The sequence below is a fragment of the Citrobacter sp. CFNIH10 genome, from assembly GCF_002934585.1.
GTDB classification, from domain to species: Bacteria; Pseudomonadota; Gammaproteobacteria; order Enterobacterales; family Enterobacteriaceae; genus Citrobacter_A; species Citrobacter_A amalonaticus.
Genome location: NZ_CP026216.1, coordinates 1,888,840 through 1,910,402 on the forward strand (window position 1 = coordinate 1,888,840; position 21,563 = coordinate 1,910,402).

Consider the following 21,563-nt stretch of genomic DNA (forward strand, 5'->3'; position numbering starts at 1 on the left):
CACCGCCGCTCGGGCAAGAATGTTTTTTCCACATTCAGCTTTGCAGGACGACCTGCGAACGCTTCTTTCATCGGGGACGGCCCCATTTCTCTGGAGCCTGATATGTCCTGGATAATCTTATTAATCGCCGGTCTGCTTGAAGTCGTTTGGGCGGTGGGGCTGAAATATACCCACGGTTTTAGTCGCCTGACACCGAGTATCATCACCATTGCCGCGATGATCGTCAGTATGGCGCTCCTTGCGTGGGCGATGAAAACGCTACCCGTGGGTACCGCGTATGCCGTGTGGACAGGGATTGGCGCCGTCGGTGCCGCCATCACCGGTATTCTGCTGCTGGGCGAATCGGCCAATCCCATGCGTCTGGCAAGTCTGGCGTTAATCGTTGTCGGTATTATTGGTCTGAAATTAAGCACCCACTAATCGCCGGGCTGCTTCACCCAGATAAGTTTATTGACATCAAACCCTTCCCGGGTCGCGACGGCCAGCATCTGCTGCTTCATTTCGTCAGAAATGGTTGGCGTGCGGGCGAGTATCCACAAGTAGTCGCGATCCGGGCCGCAGACCAGCGCGTGTCGGTACTCTCTGTCGAGCGCGATAACGTTATACCCGCCGTAGAAAGGCCCAAAGAACGAAACCTTCAGCGCTGCGCGGCTTGGGTCACCGGTAAAATAGGCTTTTCCTTCACTTTGCTGCCATCTGTTCCTGTCCGGATTCCAGCCTTTATTGATGACAGTAAGGCCACCGTCATCGCGCTGGCTATAAGTCGCCGTGACCTTCTCCAGTCCGCGTTCAAAGCGATGATCAAAGCGGGCAATTTCGTACCAGGTTCCGAGGTAGCGTTTGGCATCGAAGTTATTCACCACGGTAACGCCCTGTGGCGGGGTTGGGGTACTACAGGAGACCACCAGAAACGCAGCGGTTACAGCGGCAACGATGGGGAGCAGGCGCATAGTTTTATCCTTAGGGTGTTTTTTCCTAAGTGTAGAACCTGGCGGGGGAAATAATGGCGGGAATGATAAAAACGCCCTCTTATCAGCAGACAAGAGGGCGGATGACGTTAGACGGACAGAATGCCAATCGCCGTAACGACGGTCAGGATGGCTGCCAGACCGTAGAACACCCATTTGCCAGCCGGCACATGGATTTTCAGGTCATGCATCGCGTGGTGCATACGGTGTAAGCCACACCACAGCGGCAGGACAATCATCAGGAACAGGAAAGCACGGCCGATAAAGCTCTGAGCAAACGCCAGAACACGCTCATAGCTCAGGGCATCGCCCGGGAACAGACCCAGCGGCAGCAGAATCCCCACCAGCAGAACCATCACTGGCGCGATAATCGCACCCCACATACCGCCTGCGCCAAACAGACCCCAGAATACGGGTTCGTCAGAACGTTTTGGATTTGGATTAATCATCCCGGACTCCTTACCAGAACAGGGCAACAAACAGTATAACTACGGTCGCCACCACAGTAACCGCCCAGAGACCTTTGATGATCGGCTCTGGCCCCATTTTTTCGTCTTTTACGATGATGTTGGCGGCTTTCGGCGCCAGCTCAAACCAGGTTTTGGTGTGCAGCAGTGCTGCCGCCAGGGCGATCACGTTGAGGATCACCACCACCGGGTTTTGCAGAAAACCGACGAAGCCCGCCCAGGATTCGACACCATGCTTCAGTGCGAACAGGCCGAAAATCAGCTCAATGCTGAACCAGACTGCCGGAACGGCTGTGCCTTCGCGCAGCATGTAAAAGCGATAAAACGGCAATTTTTTCCACCAGGTGGACGTCATCGGCCGCACATAGGGTTTGCGTTTAGTCGTCATGTTGCACTCCTTAGCGTGGTTTCAGGGTAGCGATAAGAAAGTCTTTCGAGCTTTCTACTTTACCCTGCTGAATGGCAGCCGCCGGATCGACGTGCTTCGGACAAACTTCGGAGCAGTAGCCCACGAAAGTACAGGTCCATACGCCGTTCGGGCTGTTCAACTGTGCCATACGCTCCTTCTTACCGTGGTCGCGGCTATCTTCGTTGTAACGATGCGCCAGGGTAATTGCAGCCGGTCCGATGAACTCAGGGTTCAGGCCGAACTGCGGACATGCGGCATAGCACAGACCACAGTTGATGCAACCAGAGAACTGGTGATACTTCGCCATCTGCGCCGGGCTCTGGATATTTGGTCCCTGATCCGGCGTACGCGGGTTACCGATGATGTACGGCTTAATTGCTTCCAGACTTTCGATAAAGTGCGTCATATCGACGACCAGATCGCGCTCAATCGGGAAGTTACCCAGCGCTTCCACCTTAATACCGTTGGTGTAATCACGCAGGAAGGTTTTGCACGCCAGTTTCGGCACGTTGTTGACCATCATGCCGCAGGAGCCGCAGATCGCCATACGGCAGGACCAGCGATAGCTCAGGTCTGGTGCCAGGTTATCTTTGATGTAGCCCAGCGCGTCCAGCAGTGACGTGGTTTCATCATAAGGCACTTCATAGAAAGCACTGTGCGGCGCGGTGTCGGTCTCAGGGTTATAACGCACCACCTCAACTTTCAGGTTTTTCATCTCAGCCATTAGCCTTCTCCTTCTTATCGGCTGCTTCCGCTTCGCCACCGTAAACACGTTTTGCCGGCGGCAGCGTGGTGATTTTCACGTCGCTATAGTCGAGGCGAGTCGTGCCATCAGCATCGCGGAAGGCGAGAGTATGTTTGAGGAAGTTGACGTCGTCACGTTCGGTGCAACCTTCGTCCAGACGTTGGTGTGCGCCGCGTGATTCCTTACGCGCCAGCGCGGAATGCGCCATACACTCAGCGACGTTCAGGCCGTGACCCAGCTCGATGGTGTACAGCAGATCGGTATTGAATACGCTGGAGGTGTCGGTGATGCGAACGCGCTTGAAGCGCTCCTGCAGTTCGGCCAGCTTATCCACGGTTTTCTGCATGAGTTCCGGTGTACGGTAAATACCGCAACCTTCTTCCATCGAAAGCCCCATTTCGTCGCGGATCTTCGACCAGTTCTCGTTACCTTCCTGGTTGACCAGGTCTTTCAGACGTTGTTCAACGCCAGCAACCTGTGCGTCAAGGGCTGCGTCGTTAGCAGTGCCCGCCGTTGCTGCACGCTCCATCGCCTGCTCGCCTGCCAGACGACCAAAGACCACCAGCTCAGCCAGAGAGTTAGAGCCCAGACGGTTCGCGCCGTGCAGACCCACAGAAGAACATTCGCCGACGGCAAACAGACCTTTGATGCGGGTTTCGCAGTTCTGATCGGTTTCGATACCGCCCATGGTGTAGTGCGCGGTCGGACGCACCGGAATCGGTTCTTTCACTGGATCGACACCCACATAAGCTTTCGCCAGTTCACAGATGAACGGCAGACGTTCCAGCAGTTTCTTCTCGCCCAGATGACGCAGGTCGAGATGTACAACATCGCCACGCGGCGTGGAGATGGTGTTGCCTTTACGCCATTCGTGCCAGAAAGCCTGAGAAACTTTGTCGCGCGGACCGAGTTCCATATATTTGTTTTTCGGCTCGCCCAGCGGAGTTTCCGGACCCATGCCGTAATCCTGCAGATAACGGTAGCCGTTTTTGTTGACCAGAATACCGCCTTCACCACGACAGCCTTCCGTCATCAGAATACCGGAGCCCGGCAGACCGGTCGGGTGATACTGAACAAATTCCATGTCACGCAGTGGAACGCCGTGGCTCAGCGCCATGCCCATGCCGTCACCGGTCACGATGCCGCCGTTGGTGTTATAGCGATACACACGGCCTGCGCCGCCTGTCGCCATTACTACCGCGTTAGCACGAATCTGTACCAGCGTGCCTTCCATCATGTTCATCGCCACCAGGCCGCGAGCATGACCATCATCGACCAGGATATCCAGGACGAAGTGTTCGTCAAAGCGTTGGATCTGCGGGAACTGCAGAGAGGTCTGGAACAGGGTATGCAGCATATGGAAGCCGGTTTTATCCGCAGCAAACCAGGTACGCTCAATTTTCATCCCGCCAAAGCGACGAACGTTGACGCTGCCGTCTTCGCGACGACTCCACGGGCAGCCCCATTGTTCCAGTTGGGTCATTTCGGTAGGACAGTGGTGGACAAAATAATCCACGACATCCTGTTCACACAGCCAGTCTCCGCCCGCTACCGTATCGTGAAAATGGTAGTCGAAGCTGTCATGATCCTGGGCGACAGCAGCTGAGCCCCCTTCAGCAGCCACGGTGTGACTGCGCATTGGGTACACTTTTGAAATCAGTGCGATTTTTGCATTAGGATTTGCCTGCGCTGCGGCAATTGCAGCGCGTAATCCCGCGCCACCGGCGCCTATAATGGCAAGATCGGCTTGAAAGGTTTGCACGACATTCCTCCAGATTATTGTAATTTCGCCACCACATATTTCGGGTAAACCCCCTGAAACAGGTGGGGTGCGAATGCGTTTCCACTGCTCCTTTATAGGTACAACAGTATAGTCTCTGCGATGAGTGGGAAATTTGACGTGTTCGATTTTTTTAGCGTGTCAGAGGCCGGAATTATCAGTGATCTTGATTAATTTAATTACTAAACCATCGCTTTACGGTTTTTTAACTCTTCAGCCGTGTCGGAGTATTCCTGAGCAAAATTTGTTTCATTGCCGCGTTACGAGTAGACTTCGTGCCCTTGTCTTAAACTGGAGAAAGAACCATGAGCGAAACGGCAACCTGGCAGCCGAGCGCGTCCATACCTAACCTGTTAAAACGCGCGGCAATTATGACGGAAATTCGTCGTTTCTTTGCCGATCGCGGCGTGCTGGAGGTTGAGACGCCCTGCATGAGCCAGGCGACGGTCACAGACATTCATCTGTTCCCGTTCGAAACGCGTTTCGTCGGCCCCGGTCACTCTCAAGGGATGAACCTCTATTTAATGACCAGCCCGGAATATCACATGAAGCGTCTGCTGGTGGCAGGGTGTGGTCCGGTCTTTCAGCTGTGCCGTAGCTTCCGTAATGAAGAGATGGGGCGTCATCACAACCCCGAATTTACTATGCTCGAGTGGTATCGTCCCCATTACGACATGTACCGGTTGATGAACGAAGTGGATGATTTGCTGCAGCAGGTGCTGGAATGCCCGGCGGCGGAGAGCCTCTCTTATCAGCAAGCGTTCCAGCGTCATCTGGAGATTGATCCGCTGTCTGCGGATAAAACGCAGCTGCGTGAAGTTGCCGCAAAGCTGGATTTAAGCAACATTGCCGATACGGAAGAAGATCGCGATACCTTACTGCAACTGCTGTTTGCGATGGGCGTTGAACCGCACATTGGTAAAGAGAAACCGACGTTTGTGTATCACTTCCCGGCAAGCCAGGCATCACTGGCGCAGATCAGTACGGAAGATCACCGTGTAGCGGAACGTTTCGAGGTCTACTTCAAAGGTATTGAGCTGGCGAATGGTTTCCATGAGTTGACGGATGCGCGTGAACAGCAGCAACGTTTTGAACAGGATAACCGTAAGCGTGCCGCGCGCGGACTGCCGCAGCAGCCGATCGATAACAATCTGATTGAGGCGTTGAAAGTTGGCATGCCGGACTGTTCTGGCGTCGCACTGGGTGTGGATCGTCTGGTGATGCTGGCGCTGGGCGCAGAAAGCCTCGCGGAAGTGATCGCGTTTACTGTTGATCGCGCATAACTTGTTCAATCAAAAAAGCAAAGCGGCGTGTTTTTTCTCGCCGCTTTAAAGAATGCTTTTCAGTTAATATTTAACGCCCACATTTTATTTTTGTAACTTCTACCTTAAGGTTTCAACGTTAAGTCGCTGTAGATGGTTAGTATGAACGACTTCATCATATATTTATTTTGCACAAGATATTTATTTAATCATTAGATGAACATTAATTGTAGAAGCTATATTGTTCTTTATATATAACGCGCTGTGTGAATATATAAACGGTATTATATATTTTATTGTTTTTATAGATGGCTTGAATTTTTTATTGGAATAATATTGTGTTAGGCTGACATGCGTTTTTATAATTGTGATGTCTATCCCATCCTGAGCAGTGACGAAAGAGCTATTGTCTTTTCAATAGTGAGGTCTATCATAGGGCTGTTATCGTGATCAGTTTGCCTCCTTTTTGTGATATTGATGAATATGGTTTCCCTCATTGGAATGGTTGGGATTTTTTCCGTTGGTATGCGTTGCCTACTAATTGGCATTTTATGACAGGAAAAGCATATCTTTGGTATTACAAAACAGCCTGGTTAGTACATCATCGGAATAAAATTAAACAATATGCTTATGAAGCGCGAATACCTGAATTACTCCTTGCGGGTGTTGCGGTTGCTGAAGTAGGGGGAACTCCGGAGAGATTCAAAGGTGTTGGCGTTCTGCAATTCAGACAAGTAATAGAAGCGCTCCTGGGAAAGAACAACAATGAGTTGTCCAATGCAACATCTATTGGTTCTATCGCGATCCAGATAGGCGTCGCTGCCAGAACAATCGGTATTCACCCAAACACGCTTTCGCATTTTCAGCAATTTAGGTTATCACAATGCTTACTCGATGACAGTTTTAACATTCGTGTTGTAGCATTCCATTTACATGACCTTATTCTCTATGATAATCCAGATACTGATACTCTTCACCTGACTGATGAGCAAATTATATTAGCGGGGTCCAGGTATAATCGCGGACTTATACGGGCCAAAGAAGATATTATTCTCTCGATTAGAAAATCACCGGGCTCTGCAGAACGTGAATATAGTGAATATGGCCGACGAATTATAGAAAAGAAAGATATTCTACAAAAGATTTCGCAAGGAAATTAAATGAACTGGAAAGCTTTTGTTTTGAATTTTATAGGAGGCGTGGTTTGTATTTTATTGATAATCATGTTGTCAACGCAAAGTAAGGAATGGTTTATCGATGGAAGGGGAATTAAAAACATCTGTGATGTCATGATGTATATTGAAAATGACGATATTCGCGCAGCTGGAATGATAATAACACTACCCATCTTTATCCCTTTCCTCTATGTGATTATATGGAAAAAACATCGCAGTATTTGGCAATATTTTGTTGTGTTAACTCTGCTGAGTTTTTGGTTATGGCGTTTTATTATTCGATATCATTTATGCCTCTAAAAAGTAGAGATTGGCTGATGGAATACAACCAACCTCTGCTGATACACGTACAAACGATTTACAAACTCCCCGCCGGACGACTTCTTCTGCCGGCAGAACTGAGCGTTTTTCCTGTTTGTCGGCCATTCAAACTTTCCAGACGCATCTGGAATGGTGGGAACGGCATATCGATACCGTGCTCGCGGAAGCCTGCCAGAATCAACTGGTGGATTTCATGGCGCAGCGGCATGCGATGACCCATCTCGGCGGCATAGATACGCAGTTCGAAGATCTGAATCCCCTGTTGTAAGTCCACAAGGAAGACTTCTGGCGCCGGGTTATCGATGACTAACGAGCAGCGGTGTGCGGCGGTTAGCAGGATTTGCGTCACCTCTTCGCTGTTCACATCGGATGGGGCCGGAATGGTCAGCACCACGCGTGTCACGGAATCAGACAGCGACCAGTTGATGAACTGCTCGGTGATAAACGCTTTGTTCGGCACGATGATCTCTTTGCGGTCCCAGTCGCTGATGGTCGTCGCGCGGGTATTGATCTTCGTTACGCTGCCTGTCAGATCGCGAATGGTCACGGTGTCACCAATACGAATCGGCTTTTCAAACAGGATGATCAGGCCGGAGATAAAGTTGGCGAAAATTTCCTGCAAACCAAAGCCCAGACCGACGCCGAGTGCCGCCACCAGCCATTGCAGTTTCGCCCACTCAATCCCGATCATCGAGAAGCCCACCAGACCGCCAATTAACATCAGCAGGTACTTGGTGATGGTGGTAATGGCATAGCCGGTACCCGGCGTGAGATCGAGGTGTTGTAGCAACGCCAGCTCGAGAAGCGCAGGCAGATTACGCACCAGTTGGGTGGTGATGATAAACACCAGAATCGCGATCAGCACCGCGCCCAGCGTAATGGGTTCTAAACTTTCAACCCCTTGCACCGTCGAGGTGACGTCCCACAGCGAGATGTTTTCGAGGAAGCCGAATGCGGAGTGAATTTCCGACCACAGCACAATGACCGACAGCAGGGCGATCAGCATCAGGATGGAGCGCACCAGACGGAGCGACTGGGCGCTGATAGCATCAAGATCGACTTCGCTCTCATCAACGTCGATGGTCCCTTCCAGACTGGTTGAATGAGCCGGCTCTTCTTCGCCACGGGCGCGCTGGGCCAGCATTTCCGCACGGCGGTGCTTGGCACGGTCAAAGGCCAGTCTGCGACGCTGAATCAGCATCCAGCGGCGAATGACGTGATAAATCACCAACAGCAGGAACCAGATGGCGACGGAGGTTTCCAGTCGCGCCAGCAGCGCCTGTGACGTCGCCAGATAGCCCACGGCGGCAGCCAGTATCGCCACCACCGGCGCGCCTATCATCAGGTTCCACAGCATGCTGTTCACGATATTGTCGCCGCTGCCTTCTTTATCGAGATAGAGCGGGATCCCGGCTTTTTTCAGGCTCAGGGTGACCAGTGCCAGCGCGCCGCAAATCAGCATAAAGCACAGGCGACCGAGCGAGCCAGAAAACTCCCGATCGTTGAGGTTATCAAACATGATGAGCGCCATGATTAGCGGCACGATAAGCCCGATACTCATCAGATAATAACGCATCGCACGTGACACGCGTTCGCGCGGCCAGCCAAAGTGGGCGATAAACAGGCCATTGGGCCGGGCAAATGTCGCGCAAATCATCACGACCCACAGCAGCGGCACCGTCGCCGTGACGCCATCGCCTATCGCGACAGCCAGTGGATAAGGCCAGGCCTCGCGCAGTCCGTATCCCAGCGTCATCCACAGTACTGGCAGCGGCGAGGCCACCAGTATCGACCAGAATACCGTACGCAGCGTCAGCCAGAAGTGATCCTGCGTCACCTTGCCCACTCGGGCGGCAGAACGCTCCAGAAAACGGGTAAAGTGGCGACGCGAGTAAATGCTGAACCCGACCAGAATCAACGCGCCAAACAGCGGCAGCAGGGTATCTCTGCTGGTCAGCATCATCACGCTGGCCTGACCTAACTGGCTGAAGGTGTCGAGTGAAATCAGCCGACGCAGATCCTGCACGATATCTATCGGCCAGGAGAATGACATTGGACGAACGTCTGAGGTCCAGAACAGATAGCGGTGGGTCGCTTCGTTCACCTCTTTCAACGCATCTTCAAGCTGGCTATTGGAGACCTTCAGCTTGGTCAGTTCAAGGATCAGCGTGTCGCCGCCCTGTAACAGCGAATTCAGCAGCTCACGTTGGGTGCGCAGTTGCGCCTCAAGAATACGGTTTTGTTCGGCGGTGAGCGGCTGCCCGTCCGCCTGATGGAGCTGGCGCAGCTGAGGCTGCTTATTGAGCTGATCTTCATAGCGCAGACGCTGGACGCGCAGTTGCGCCATTTCAGTATCCAACTGCTGGGGTTTGGGCATTTCCGGCAGACGTGCCACCTGGGCGCGTAACGCTTCACCCAACAGGTTAGACGAGCCTAACCATTGCGACTGTTCACGCAGCGTCGTCAACGCCTGACGTACCTGCTGAGTCTGGCTGGCGGCCTGACGTTGCTGAGAGGCGACGAGATCCATGCGCTGCGCCTGCTGATTCAGCGCGGCTGACAGTTCCCGGTTCACTTTGAACTGGGCGACAATATCCGGCGGTAAATCAGCGCTGTTCTCCGCCAGTAACTCGGTACTTTCCAGCGCCCGTTCGGCTTCACGCTGGCGCTGGCTGTTGAGCTGATTGCGCAGTGCCTGTAAATACGCATCCAATTGCTGGCTCTGTTTTTCCGCCAGTTCCGAGCGCATACGAGCCAGTTCCTGACGGTTGTTGGCCGACAACTGCGCCAGCTCCAGCTCATCAACCAGCGCTTTCAGGCGAGCGGATTCAGCCTGCATGCTGAAATTTTGCGCCTGGTTGAGCGGGGTGTTGCCGGTGGCGCTGCCAATACGGCGTTCAATTTCGTTGAGCTGTCGGCGGGCATCGGTTTGCTGCTGAGGCAGTTGGCTTAATGAGTCGGCAATCTCACGGGCGCGTTCCTGCTCCTGCTGGGCCTGACGGCTTTTTTCCAGCAACTGGCTACTGACCTGGAGAATTTCCTGATTCAGCGCATCAGTCGTCATGCCCGGCGATACGCTGCGGGGTTCATCGCGCAGATTGGTTAACTGCGCGCGCAGGCTGGCGGACATTTTCGGGAAATTATCGATAACCTGCTGATATTGCTGTGCGCGTTCGAGAGAACCTTTACGTTCCTCGAGCGCGTTCAACGCAGACTGAAGGGCTTCAACAACATCAGGCTGAGCAGGCTTTGCGGATTTCGCCTGCTCCAGTTCCTGAGTGATTTGTTTGGCGTCGGGGGCGGTTGCAGCGTACGCCCCCTGGCTGAGGCACCAGGCCATCAGAAACGCGATAATCAGGCGCACAGCAACGTCCTTCTACTATTAGGTTTCGTCTTTCTTATCGTCGACCAGCGGACTGGCGTCGTGTTCAGCTTTGATCTCTTCATCTGGCAGTGGTGCAGGCTCGGCGTCGACTGGCGCAACGAATGTCTCTGTGGAGATCGCCAGCGGCTGACCAATTTTGGTCACAGAGAGGCTCTCAAGCTGCTCGACCAGATTCACTTTACCTGGCGCAAACAGGTTGATCACCGTGGAGCCCAGTTTAAAGCGACCCATTTCCTGACCCTTCAGCAGCGCCACGGAGCCTTCGCTTTCTCCGGCAGGCCAGGTCCAGCGTTTGATCACGCCCTCGCGCGGCGGCGTGATGGTTCCCGCCCAGACGGTTTCGATACTGCCAACAATCGTAGCACCGACCAGAATTTGCGCCATTGGGCCAAACTCCGTATCGAACAGGCAGATAACACGCTCATTACGGGCAAACAGGTTTGGAACGTTCTGGGCCGTCAGATGATTAACCGAGAACAGATCGCCCGGAACATAAATCATCTCACGCAGAATGCCGTTACATGGCATGTGCACGCGGTGGTAATCACGCGGTGACAGATAGGTGGTCACAAACGACCCGTTACGGAAAAGATCCGCCATCAGGTAGTTACCAGCCAGCAGGGCTTCCAGGCTGTAGTTGTGGCCTTTGGCCTGCAGGATCTTATCTTCTTCGATAGCGCCTAACTGGCTGATGACACCGTCAGCCGGCATGACCAGTACGTTCGGATCGGTATTCAACGGGCGAACGTCGTCACGCAGTGGGCGGACAAAGAAATCATTGAATGAGCGGTAGCTGGCGGTATCTGGCTTCTGCGCTTCTTTCATATCGACCTTGTAGTACTTCACGAACAGATCGATAACCAGCTTAGTCAGCCATCCCGCTCGTTTGCTCGCGCCCCAGCCCGCCAGGCGAGTGAGCCATAGTTTCGGCAGAATGTATTGTAGCGAAAGTTTAAATGAGTTTAACAAGGTAGCCTCCAGGCTATTGTTTTATCGTTCCTGACCCGGCGTTGATGCCGGATCCTGAAAAAGGGGGGACGATTCTAGCGATGCTTAGCTTAGTTGTCAGTCATCGGTATCAGAAAAGTTTTTACGCGTTTTTACCTGCGACATGCTTTCGAGAATACGGTGATAATTTTCGAAACGGGTTTCCGCAATTTTCCCGTCCTCTACGGCGGCACGAATGGCGCAGCCTGGGTCAGTGTCGTGCTTACAGTCACGATATTTGCACAGCCCCAGATAGTCATGAAATTCGACAAAGCCATGGGTGATTTGTTCCGGCTCCAGGTGCCACAGGCCGAATTCACGCACGCCAGGGGAGTCGATGACGTCGCCGCCATGTGGGAAGTGGTAGAGGCGGGCCGCGGTGGTAGTGTGCTGTCCCAGACCGGAGTTGTCAGAGACATCGTTGGTGAGAATGGCTTCCTGCAGACCGAGCAATGCGTTGAGCAGGCTGGATTTGCCAACGCCGGACTGACCGGCAAAGATGCTGATGCGCCCGGTCAACGCTTCTTCCAGCGGTTTCAGACCATCCTGAGTGTGGCTGGAGACCATCAGCACGCGATAACCGATATGACGATAGATATCCATCTGCTCATTCACAAACGCCATGCTTTCGTCATCCAGCAGATCGATTTTGTTGAGCACGATGATCGGCTCAACCTGCAATGTCTCACAGGCCACCAGATACCTGTCGATAATATTGAGTGACAGCTCCGGTAAAATCGCGGAGACAATGACAATCTGGTCGATATTGGCGGCAATGGGTTTTACGCCATCGTAGAAGTCCGGGCGCGTCAATACCGAGGTACGTTCATGCACCGCCTCGACGATGCCTTTGACGTTGACCCCTTCCGCAGCCGCTTTGCCGGGACGCCAGACCACACGGTCGCCGGTCACTAGCGAGCGGATCGTCCGGCGAATGTTGCAGCGGTGAATTTCACCGTCGGCAGATTCGACGTCGGCATGCATGCCAAAACGGCTAATGACGATCCCTTCAGCGGTCTCGCCAAACAGGTTGTCATCGTAGTCTGGCTTCTCCTTAGACGTTTTAAGACGACGCTGGTGATTAGCGTTCACGCGGCGCTGTTGGCCTTTGGAGAGTTTATTTTTACTCAATCGTACTGGCTCCTGGTCGCCCATGTTGGGCAAAACATCTATGATACACACAATTCTAGTTGAGAGTAGTCACACAGAATGTGACGTATGAGGGGTGGAAAATAGCATGAGTGCCAATGAAAACAACTTGATTTGGATTGATCTGGAGATGACCGGTCTGGATCCCGAGCGCGATCGCATAATTGAAATCGCCACACTGGTCACCGATGCCAACCTGAATATTCTGGCTGAAGGGCCAACGATTGCTGTTCATCAGTCTGATGAACAGCTGGCACTGATGGATGACTGGAACGTGCGTACCCATACCGGGAGCGGGCTGGTGGAGCGAGTGAAGGCGAGCACAATGGGTGAACGTGAAGCGGAACTGGCGACGATTGAATTTTTGCAAGCGTGGGTGCCAGCGGGTAAGTCGCCAATCTGCGGGAACAGCATCGGACAGGATCGCCGTTTTTTGTTTAAGTACATGCCAGAACTGGAAGCGTATTTCCATTACCGCTACCTGGATGTCAGCACGCTGAAAGAGCTGGCTCGTCGCTGGAAACCCGAAATTCTGGACGGTTTGAGCAAGGAAGGAACGCACAAGGCGATGGATGATATCCGCGAGTCGGTGGCGGAACTGGCTTACTATCGTGAGAATTTTATTAAGCTTTAAAAGGTGGCTATGCCGGGTGGCGGCTTTACCTTACCCGGCCTACAGTTTACATCCGGGAAGCTTGCGTATACCGAAGATTGCCGCTAAATTACTCGCTTTGCTGATAAAATCGTCACTCAAACGAAATTCACAAAAAATTGCGTTTGAAGGGGTTGCAGGAGAAAGGATTTCTCGTATAATGCGCCTCCCGTAACGACAGAGAATTATGCGTTACGGCAGCAACAAATTTTAATCAAAGCATTTCATGTTGCAGCAAGGCAGCCAACACAGCAGCAACATGAAAGACGAAGATTAAGCGGGAATAGCTCAGTTGGTAGAGCACGACCTTGCCAAGGTCGGGGTCGCGAGTTCGAGTCTCGTTTCCCGCTCCAAAATTTGAAAGTGCTTCTTAGCACAGACCACCCAATCGCAGAATTTCGAAGTGCGACAGCAGTTTGAAAGACGAAGATTAAGCGGGAATAGCTCAGTTGGTAGAGCACGACCTTGCCAAGGTCGGGGTCGCGAGTTCGAGTCTCGTTTCCCGCTCCAAAATTTGAAAGTGCTTCTTAGCACAGACCACCCAATCGCAGGATTTCGAATTGCGACAGCAGTTTGAAAGACGAAGATTAAGCGGGAATAGCTCAGTTGGTAGAGCACGACCTTGCCAAGGTCGGGGTCGCGAGTTCGAGTCTCGTTTCCCGCTCCAAATTCTTATCTCCAGAAAATCAACCACAGTGCGTTTATGCGTTGGGGTCGTTTCGTTTTGTATCTGTCATACTCTTGTGAACAGAGTTATCCACAGCTTCGGATTTTTCTACGGAATATTCAAATACTTCGCTAAGTGAATAGTTTCTTTATAACTATCTGAAATCAAAGTTTAAATTAAGATTACAAATTGTTAATGCGATCACTTGACGATTTTTTCGTTCTTGAATAGCAATGTGTTTTTATTTTTATGCACAGCCTGTGGACGATTCAGGCGTCCCGTGGAAGTCCCTTTTCGATAGCATTAACCAGTCGCCTTTGCTTTGGTGATTGCACCTCGATCACGTCGGCGTTTCGCTTCGCGATCTGCTGCGCGACGGCCCACTCTATGTGTTCATCAAGAAGTGGGTGCTCACCCCGGCGGCTTTCCAGTGCGGAAAGGGCGGCGTCACTCCAGGGCGCATTACCGAGTGCTACCGCAATATTACGCAGCCAGCGCAGATGACCAATACGACGAATGGCTGACCCTTCTGTGACTTTTAAAAACCAGGCTTCATTTCTGGCGAACAGCTCAATCAACTCGGGCGCATGAAGCGGCTTACGGGGACTGAAATCGTCTTCGTCAGTCAGCTGCGAGTAGCGATTCCATGGGCAAATCAACTGGCAGTCATCACAACCGTAGATCCGGTTGCCCATCAATGGTCGCAGTGCTTCAGGGATTACGCCTTCCAGTTCGATGGTGAGGTAGGAGATGCAACGACGCGCATCCACCGTGTAGGGGGCGATAATCGCCCCGGTCGGACAGGTGGTGATGCAGGCGACGCACTTTCCGCATCCTTCCTCCACGGGAGCATCAACCGGCAGGGGCAAATCAATCAGTAACTCACCAAGAAAGAAAAACGACCCGGCCTCACGGTTGAGGATTAGTGAGTGCTTACCTGTCCAACCCAGACCGGCTTTTTCTGCCAGCGGGCGCTCAAGTATGGGCGCAGAGTCGACAAAAGGTCTAAAATTCAGCGAGACACAGTGCTGCTGAATCCTCTCACCCAGCTTTTTGAGGCGGTTGCGTAAAAGCTTATGGTAGTCGCGGCCCAGGGCATAGCGACTGATGTAACCCTGCGAGGGATTTTTCAGCGTCCGGGCAAACGCGGCGTGGGCGGGAAGATAGTTCATGCGCACGCTGATGACGCGAAGTGTGCCAGGCAGTAGCTCATGAGGACGCGCGCGCATCATGCCGTGGCGCGCCATCCAGTCCATTTCGCCGTGGTATTGTTTGTCCAGCCACGCCTGCAGTTTGGGTTCGGACTCGCTCAGGTCAGTATCGGTAATACCGACCTGCTGAAAGCCCAGTTCCAGCCCCCACTGCTTAATATTTTGCGCTAACTGATTGAGATTGAGGGGCTCTGACATGACGGACCATACAATGAAGAAAAACCCCATCAGTATACCACACTCCATCTGGCCCGCCGATGACATCAAACGGCTGGAGCGAGAAGCTGCTGACACGCTGGGGCTCACGTTGTTCGAACTGATGTTGCGAGCGGGCGAGGCGGTGTTTGACGTGGCGCGCGAGTCCCGGCCTTATGCCCGGCGCTGGTTGGCGCTCTGCGGTCACGGTAACAATGGTGGCGATGGCTATGTGGTGGCGAGGCTGGCGAAAGCAGCAGGGATTCTGGTCACCCTGGTAGCGCTGGAAAGCGATAAGCCGCTGCCCGAGGAGGCCGCACAAGCGCGGGAAGCCTGGCTGAATGCAGGAGGCGTGATCCATTCCCCGGCGATTGCCTGGCCGGAAAATATCGACCTGATTATTGATGCGCTTCTGGGGATCGGGTTAACCCAGGCGCCGCGCGAGCCGTTGTCTGAATTAATCGAACGGGCAAACGCCCACCCTGCGCCTGTTGTCTCAATAGACATTCCTTCCGGGTTGCTGGCACAAACGGGCGCGACGCCCGGTGCGGTCATCCGGGCCGAACGCACGGTCACCTTTATCGTCCTGAAACCCGGTCTGCTGACGGGGAAAGCCCGGGATGTGACCGGGCGCCTTCATTTTAATTCGCTGGGATTGGACGACTGGCTGACAGGGCAGGACGCGCCGATTCATCGCTTTGACGCCTCACAACTTGCGCACTGGCTCTCTCCGCGTCGTGCAACGTCGCATAAAGGCGATCACGGTCGACTGGTGGTGATCGGCGGCGATCACGGCACGGCGGGAGCGATTCGACTGGCCGGTGAAGCGGCGCTGCGCGCCGGAGCGGGGCTGGTACGCGTGCTGACGCGCAGCGAAAATATCGCCCCACTGCTGACCGCTCGTCCCGAACTGATGGTGCATGAACTGACGCCGCAGTCCCTTGATGAAAGCCTCGCATGGGCGGATGTCATCATCATTGGCCCTGGGCTCGGGCAGGCGGAGTGGGGGAAGAAAGCGCTGCAAAAAGTCGAGAATTTCCGTAAACCGATGGTCTGGGACGCCGATGCGTTGAACCTGCTGGCAATCAATCCCGATAAACGTCACAATCGCGTCATCACACCGCATCCGGGAGAAGCCGCGCGGTTACTGGGGTGTTCTGTCGCAGAAATTGAAAGTGATCGCTTACATTCTGCACAGCGTCTGGTAAAACGTTACGGAGGCGTTGCGGTGTTGAAAGGGGCGGGAACGGTGGTTGCCGCACAACCGGAGGCGTTGGGAATTGCTGATGTCGGCAACGCAGGCATGGCCAGCGGCGGCATGGGCGATGTGCTTTCCGGTATTATTGGCGCATTGCTCGGACAGAAGTTTACCCCGTATGATGCAGCCTGTGCTGGCTGCGTGGCTCACGGTGCGGCGGCCGATGTTCTGGCGGCGCGTGCCGGTATGCGCGGCATGTTGGCAACCGATCTTTTTTCCACGCTACAGCGTATTGTTAACCCTGATGTGATTGACGTTTATCATGATGAATCGAGTAATTCCGCTACCTGACGAACAGGCAACATTAGACCTGGGACAACGGGTAGCCAAGGCCTGCAACGGCGCGACCGTGATCTATCTCTACGGTGATTTAGGCGCGGGTAAAACCACCTTTAGTCGGGGATTCCTGCAGGCGTTAGGCCATTCCGGTAATGTAAAAAGTCCAACCTATACGCTGGTCGAACCCTATTCTCTCGATAACCTGATGGTCTATCACTTCGATCTGTATCGTCTTGCCGATCCCGAGGAGCTCGAATTTATGGGGATCCGCGATTATTTTGCCAACGATGCCATTTGCCTGGTGGAATGGCCGCAACAGGGTAAAGGTGTACTCCCGGACCCGGATGTCGAAATACACATAGATTACCAGGCGCAAGGTCGTGAGGCGCGCATCCGTGCTGTCTCCTCATCAGGTGATTCGTTGCTGGCGCGTTTAGCCGGTTAACCTTAAAGGTGGCGGGATGATTTATCGTATCAGAAATGGGTTGGTGGCCATGCTGTTTCTGCTGTGCGCGCAGGCCGGAGCCGCCAGCCTCTCCGATATCCAGGTCTCCAACGGCGATCGACAGGCGCGTATTACGCTCAGTTTTATTGGCGATCCCGATTATGCCTTTTCCCATGAAGGCAAACGTACCGTTGCGCTGGATATTAAGCAAACGGGGGTCATTCAGGGGCTTCCGCTGATGTTTAGCGGTAATAACCTGGTGAAGACCATTCGTTCCGGCACGGCGAAAGATCCACAGTCACTACGACTGATGGTGGATTTAACCGAAAACGGGAAAACCGAGGCGGTAAAACGGCAGAGTGGCGGAAACTACACGGTAGTCTTTACCATTAACGCCGATACGCCTCCGCCACCTCCCCCCGCTCCAGTCGTTGCTAAACGCGTCGAAACGCCGGTGGTGGCGCCGCGTCCGACTGAACCTGCGCGAAATCCGTTTAAAACCAGCAACGATCGCACCACCGCCGTGATCAGCAGCAATACGGCGACGCGCCCGGCGGCCAGAGCGACATCCAGCAATGGTGACAAAGTGGTGATCGCCATTGATGCCGGGCACGGTGGGCAGGATCCCGGCGCGATCGGCCCCGGCGGTACGCGAGAGAAAAATGTCACTATCGCGGTGGCCCGTAAACTGCGCACGCTGCTTAATGATGATCCGATGTTTAAAGGCGTGTTAACCCGTGACGGGGATTATTTTATCTCTGTGATGGGGCGCTCTGACGTGGCGCGTAAGCAAAACGCCAACTTCCTGGTGTCGATTCACGCCGATGCCGCGCCCAACCGCAGCGCCACCGGAGCCTCCGTGTGGGTGTTGTCGAACCGGCGCGCCAACAGTGAAATGGCGAACTGGCTTGAAGAACATGAAAAACAGTCGGAGCTGTTGGGCGGCGCGGGGGATGTGCTGGCAAACAGCCAGGCCGATCCGTACCTAAGTCTGGCGGTGCTGGATTTGCAGTTCGGCCATTCCCAACGCGTAGGGTATGATGTGGCAACCAACATGTTAGGCCAGCTCGAACGGATTGGGTCACTGCATAAACGGCGGCCTGAACATGCCAGCCTGGGCGTTCTGCGCTCGCCAGATATTCCCTCGGTGCTGGTGGAAACCGGGTTTATCAGTAATCACAGTGAAGAACGTCTGTTGGCGAGCGATGCGTATCAGCAACAACTGGCCGATGCGATTTACAAAGGGCTGCGTAACTACTTCCAGGCGCATCCGATGCAGTCGGCTCCGCAGGGAAGTGCGGCGCAAACCGCGAGCGCCGCTACGCCGGGTGAGTCGTTGATCAACTAAGGAATTTGCATGCCGATTCAGGTGTTACCGCCACAACTGGCGAACCAGATTGCCGCAGGTGAGGTGGTTGAGCGACCTGCATCGGTGGTCAAAGAGCTGGTGGAAAACAGCCTTGATGCCGGGGCAACGCGCATCGATATTGATATCGAGCGCGGCGGCGCGAAGCTGATCCGTATCCGTGACAATGGTTGCGGGATCAGGAAAGACGAACTGGCGCTGGCGCTGGCGCGGCACGCCACCAGTAAAATTGCCTCTCTTGACGATCTGGAAGCGATCATTAGCCTGGGTTTTCGCGGCGAAGCGCTGGCGAGTATCAGCTCGGTATCTCGCCTGACTCTCACGTCACGCACCGCAGAGCAACAGGAAGCCTGGCAAGCCTACGCCGAAGGGCGCGACATGGAGGTAACAGTCAAACCGGCCGCGCATCCGGTAGGCACCACGCTGGAAGTCCTCGATCTGTTCTACAACACCCCCGCCCGGCGCAAGTTTATGCGCACCGAGAAAACCGAATTCAATCATATTGACGAGATCATCCGGCGCATTGCGCTGGCGCGTTTTGATGTGACGATCAATTTGTCGCACAACGGCAAAATGGTACGTCAGTACCGTGCGGTGGCGAAAGAGGGGCCGCAAGAGCGTCGTCTGGGCGCCATTTGTGGTACGCCGTTTCTTGAGCATGCGCTGGCGATTGAGTGGCAGCATGGCGATCTGACCTTACGCGGCTGGGTCGCCGATCCCAATCACACCACGACGGCGCTGGCGGAAATTCAGTACTGCTACGTCAACGGACGCATGATGCGCGACAGGTTGATCAACCACGCCATTCGTCAGGCCTGTGAAGATAAGCTGGGCGCCGATCAACAGCCCGCATTTGTGCTGTACCTTGAGATTGACCCGCATCAGGTGGATGTCAACGTGCACCCGGCCAAGCATGAAGTGCGTTTTCATCAGTCGCGTCTGGTCCATGACTTTATCTACCAGGGCGTGCTGAGCGTGCTGCAACAGCAGCTTGAATCGCCATTGCCGCTGGAAGCAGAAGGCGAACCCGCGCCCCGGCACGTTCCGGAAAACCGTGTGGCTGCAGGGCGTAACCATTTTGCTGAGCCGGCGCAGGCCCGCGAACCTACGGCACCGCGCTACGCCTCCACACCGACAGCGGGCAGCAGCGCGCCGCGCCCAACGGCGGCAAGCTGGCCGCATGCCCAGCCGGGCTACCAGAAACAGCAGGGCGAGGTGTATCGCCAGCTCCTGCAAACGCCGACACATGCGACAAAATCATCGCCTGCGCCGGAGCCAGCTGTGTCAGCACTGTCGGGACACAGTCAGAGCTTTGGCCGTGTGCTCACGATTGTGGGCAACGACTGCGCGCTGCTGGAGCGCGATGGGAGTATTCACCTGCTGGCGCTGCCCGTGGCAGAACGCTGGCTGCGTCAGGCGCAGCTTTCGCCGGGAGAGGGGCAGGTTTGCGCTCAGCCGTTGCTGATCCCGCTGCGGCTAAAAGTGTCTGCAGAGGAAAAGGCCGCGCTGGAAAATGCGCAGGGCGCACTGGTGGAATTGGGGATTGAATTTCAGGCAGATGCCCAGCATGTGACCATTCGGGCGGTGCCTTTACCCTTACGCCAACAAAATTTACAAATCTTGATTCCTGAACTGATAGGCTACCTGACGCAACAGTCAGCGCGTGAACCTGGTAATCTGGCGCAGTGGATTGCGCGTAATTTGATGAGTGAGCATACGCAGTGGACAATGGCTCAGGCCATTACCCTGCTGGCTGATGTGGAGCGGCTTTGCCCGCAGCTCGTGAAGGCGCCGCCGGGTGGTCTGTTACAACCTGTTGATTTACATACGGCGATGAATGCCCTGAAACATGAGTGATATCAGTAAGGCGAGCCTGCCAAAGGCAATTTTTTTGATGGGGCCTACGGCCTCGGGTAAAACGGCGCTAGCGATTGAATTGCGTAAAGTTTTGCCAGTAGAGTTGATAAGCGTCGATTCCGCCCTTATTTACAAAGGGATGGATATCGGGACGGCGAAGCCGGACGCTGAAGAGTTAAAGGTGGCTCCGCACCGATTGCTGGATATTCGCGATCCGTCGCAGGCGTATTCTGCTGCGGATTTCCGCCGCGATGCGTTGGCGGAGATGAGCGAGATCACTGCGGCGGGGCGTATTCCGCTGTTAGTGGGCGGTACGATGTTGTATTTCAAGGCATTGCTGGAAGGTCTTTCGCCGTTACCGTCGGCAGACCCGCAGGTCAGGGCCAGAATTGAGCAACAGGCGGCAGAGCAAGGGTGGGATGCGTTGCACCAACAGCTTCAGACAATCGATCCGGTTGCGGCTGCGCGTATTCATCCAAATGATCCGCAAAGACTTTCCCGGGCACTGGAAGTTTTTTTCATTTCGGGTAAAACTTTAACGGAACTGACGCAAACGTCAGGTGATGCTTTACCGTACCAGGTGCATCAGTTTGCCATCGCCCCAGCGAGCCGTGAGCTGTTGCATCAACGCATCGAGCAGCGTTTTCATCAGATGTTGGCTTCAGGATTTGAAGCAGAAGTTCGGGCGCTTTTTGCCCGTGGAGATTTGCATACGGACTTGCCTTCCATTCGTTGTGTGGGATACCGCCAGATGTGGTCATACCTTGAAGGCGAAATATCATACGATGAAATGGTTTATAGAGGTGTTTGCGCCACGAGGCAGTTGGCAAAGCGCCAGGTAACCTGGTTACGCGGTTGGGAAGGAGTGCACTGGCTTGACAGTGAGAAACCTGAGCAGGCGCGGAACGAAGTATTACAGGTTGTTGGTGCTATCGCGAACTGAATGTGTACAATTAAGGCGTATCGTGCGCAATTTTCAGAATCG

The 21,563-nt window shown here is 54.1% G+C and carries 19 protein-coding genes and 3 tRNA genes; 13 read left to right on the top strand and 9 right to left on the bottom strand.

Annotation, left to right across the window (positions count from 1 at the left end; genetic code table 11):
• Positions 1-102 precede the first annotated feature (102 nt).
• Positions 103-420, top strand: a complete 318-nt coding sequence (sugE, locus tag C2U53_RS12555; protein ID WP_042321373.1) for a quaternary ammonium compound efflux SMR transporter SugE — start codon at positions 103-105, stop codon at positions 418-420.
• Here the strand turns inward: sugE and C2U53_RS12560 are convergent.
• From C2U53_RS12560 to frdA, 5 genes are all read right to left on the bottom strand, one after another.
• Positions 417-950: a lipocalin family protein gene (locus C2U53_RS12560; RefSeq protein WP_042999168.1), complete on the bottom strand. Its 534-nt coding sequence runs from the start codon at positions 948-950 to the stop codon at positions 417-419. The genes sugE and C2U53_RS12560 overlap by 4 nt on opposite strands.
• Positions 951-1,057: 107 nt before the next feature.
• Positions 1,058-1,417 carry a fumarate reductase subunit FrdD gene (frdD, locus tag C2U53_RS12565; RefSeq protein WP_042999169.1) on the bottom strand — a complete coding sequence of 120 codons (360 nt, stop codon included), beginning with the start codon at positions 1,415-1,417 and terminating at the stop codon, positions 1,058-1,060.
• A gap of 10 nt (positions 1,418-1,427) precedes the next feature.
• Positions 1,428-1,823: a fumarate reductase subunit FrdC gene (frdC, locus tag C2U53_RS12570; RefSeq protein ID WP_042321376.1), complete on the bottom strand. Its 396-nt coding sequence runs from the start codon at positions 1,821-1,823 to the stop codon at positions 1,428-1,430.
• A 10-nt stretch (positions 1,824-1,833) separates the two neighbouring features.
• The gene (gene frdB / locus C2U53_RS12575) at positions 1,834-2,568 is read right to left on the bottom strand and encodes a fumarate reductase iron-sulfur protein (RefSeq protein ID WP_042999170.1); all 735 of its coding nucleotides are present in this window, start codon (positions 2,566-2,568) and stop codon (positions 1,834-1,836) included.
• Positions 2,561-4,351, bottom strand: coding sequence for a fumarate reductase (quinol) flavoprotein subunit (gene frdA, locus C2U53_RS12580; protein WP_042999171.1), 1,791 nt, complete (start codon positions 4,349-4,351; stop codon positions 2,561-2,563). Before frdA ends, frdB begins: the two co-directional genes overlap by 8 nt.
• Before the next feature lie 323 nt (positions 4,352-4,674).
• Between frdA and epmA the strand changes: the two genes are divergently transcribed.
• The 3 genes from epmA (at position 4,675) to C2U53_RS12595 (ending at position 7,106) form a co-directional block, all read left to right on the top strand.
• Entirely contained in the window at positions 4,675-5,652 is a 978-nt protein-coding gene (epmA, locus tag C2U53_RS12585; protein WP_042999172.1) for an elongation factor P--(R)-beta-lysine ligase, read from the top strand.
• A 422-nt stretch (positions 5,653-6,074) separates the two neighbouring features.
• Complete coding sequence (locus C2U53_RS12590) at positions 6,075-6,791, top strand: hypothetical protein (RefSeq protein ID WP_371415066.1); 717 nt, start codon at positions 6,075-6,077, stop codon at positions 6,789-6,791.
• A complete protein-coding gene (locus tag C2U53_RS12595; protein ID WP_104445969.1) occupies positions 6,792-7,106 on the top strand; it encodes a YjeO family protein in 315 nt (104 codons plus the stop codon).
• 58 nt (positions 7,107-7,164) lie between these two features.
• Here the strand turns inward: C2U53_RS12595 and mscM are convergent, their stop codons facing one another.
• The 3 genes from mscM to rsgA all read right to left on the bottom strand — a co-directional run bounded on the left by mscM (position 7,165) and on the right by rsgA (position 12,630).
• On the bottom strand, positions 7,165-10,491 hold the full coding sequence (mscM, locus tag C2U53_RS12600; protein WP_042999174.1) for a miniconductance mechanosensitive channel MscM: 3,327 nt from the start codon (positions 10,489-10,491) through the stop codon (positions 7,165-7,167).
• Positions 10,492-10,509: 18 nt separating this feature from the next.
• Positions 10,510-11,481 (bottom strand): archaetidylserine decarboxylase, encoded by a 972-nt coding sequence (gene asd, locus C2U53_RS12605; protein WP_042999175.1) that lies wholly within the window; start codon positions 11,479-11,481, stop codon positions 10,510-10,512.
• Positions 11,482-11,577: 96 nt separating this feature from the next.
• Positions 11,578-12,630, bottom strand: a complete 1,053-nt coding sequence (gene rsgA, locus C2U53_RS12610) for a small ribosomal subunit biogenesis GTPase RsgA (RefSeq protein WP_044327158.1) — start codon at positions 12,628-12,630, stop codon at positions 11,578-11,580.
• Positions 12,631-12,736: 106 nt separating this feature from the next.
• Here rsgA and orn point away from each other — a divergent pair, with 106 nt between their 5' ends.
• The 4 genes from orn (at position 12,737) to C2U53_RS12630 (ending at position 13,967) form a co-directional block, all read left to right on the top strand.
• A complete protein-coding gene (gene orn / locus C2U53_RS12615) occupies positions 12,737-13,282 on the top strand; it encodes an oligoribonuclease (RefSeq protein ID WP_042999177.1) in 546 nt (181 codons plus the stop codon).
• A gap of 295 nt (positions 13,283-13,577) precedes the next feature.
• A tRNA-Gly gene (locus C2U53_RS12620) sits at positions 13,578-13,653 on the top strand.
• Positions 13,654-13,734: 81 nt separating this feature from the next.
• Positions 13,735-13,810: transfer RNA gene (locus C2U53_RS12625), tRNA-Gly, on the top strand.
• A gap of 81 nt (positions 13,811-13,891) precedes the next feature.
• Positions 13,892-13,967, top strand: a tRNA-Gly gene (locus C2U53_RS12630).
• Between the two features lie 269 nt (positions 13,968-14,236).
• Here the strand turns inward: C2U53_RS12630 and queG are convergent.
• The gene (gene queG / locus C2U53_RS12635) at positions 14,237-15,376 is read right to left on the bottom strand and encodes a tRNA epoxyqueuosine(34) reductase QueG (protein WP_042999178.1); all 1,140 of its coding nucleotides are present in this window, start codon (positions 15,374-15,376) and stop codon (positions 14,237-14,239) included.
• Here queG and nnr point away from each other — a divergent pair.
• From nnr to miaA, 5 genes are read left to right on the top strand one after another with little or no spacing between them, the layout of a single operon-like run.
• The gene (gene nnr, locus C2U53_RS12640; RefSeq protein ID WP_104445970.1) at positions 15,375-16,922 is read left to right on the top strand and encodes a bifunctional ADP-dependent NAD(P)H-hydrate dehydratase/NAD(P)H-hydrate epimerase; all 1,548 of its coding nucleotides are present in this window, start codon (positions 15,375-15,377) and stop codon (positions 16,920-16,922) included. The genes queG and nnr overlap by 2 nt on opposite strands.
• Positions 16,894-17,355 (top strand): tRNA (adenosine(37)-N6)-threonylcarbamoyltransferase complex ATPase subunit type 1 TsaE, encoded by a 462-nt coding sequence (gene tsaE / locus C2U53_RS12645; protein WP_042999180.1) that lies wholly within the window; start codon positions 16,894-16,896, stop codon positions 17,353-17,355. The genes nnr and tsaE overlap by 29 nt, the downstream gene beginning before the upstream one ends.
• A gap of 16 nt (positions 17,356-17,371) precedes the next feature.
• Positions 17,372-18,703, top strand: a complete 1,332-nt coding sequence (gene amiB / locus C2U53_RS12650) for an N-acetylmuramoyl-L-alanine amidase AmiB (protein ID WP_104445971.1) — start codon at positions 17,372-17,374, stop codon at positions 18,701-18,703.
• Between the two features lie 9 nt (positions 18,704-18,712).
• On the top strand, positions 18,713-20,578 hold the full coding sequence (gene mutL, locus C2U53_RS12655; protein ID WP_042999182.1) for a DNA mismatch repair endonuclease MutL: 1,866 nt from the start codon (positions 18,713-18,715) through the stop codon (positions 20,576-20,578).
• Complete coding sequence (miaA, locus tag C2U53_RS12660; RefSeq protein ID WP_042999183.1) at positions 20,571-21,521, top strand: tRNA (adenosine(37)-N6)-dimethylallyltransferase MiaA; 951 nt, start codon at positions 20,571-20,573, stop codon at positions 21,519-21,521. The genes mutL and miaA overlap by 8 nt, the downstream gene beginning before the upstream one ends.
• Positions 21,522-21,563: the final 42 nt, after the last annotated feature.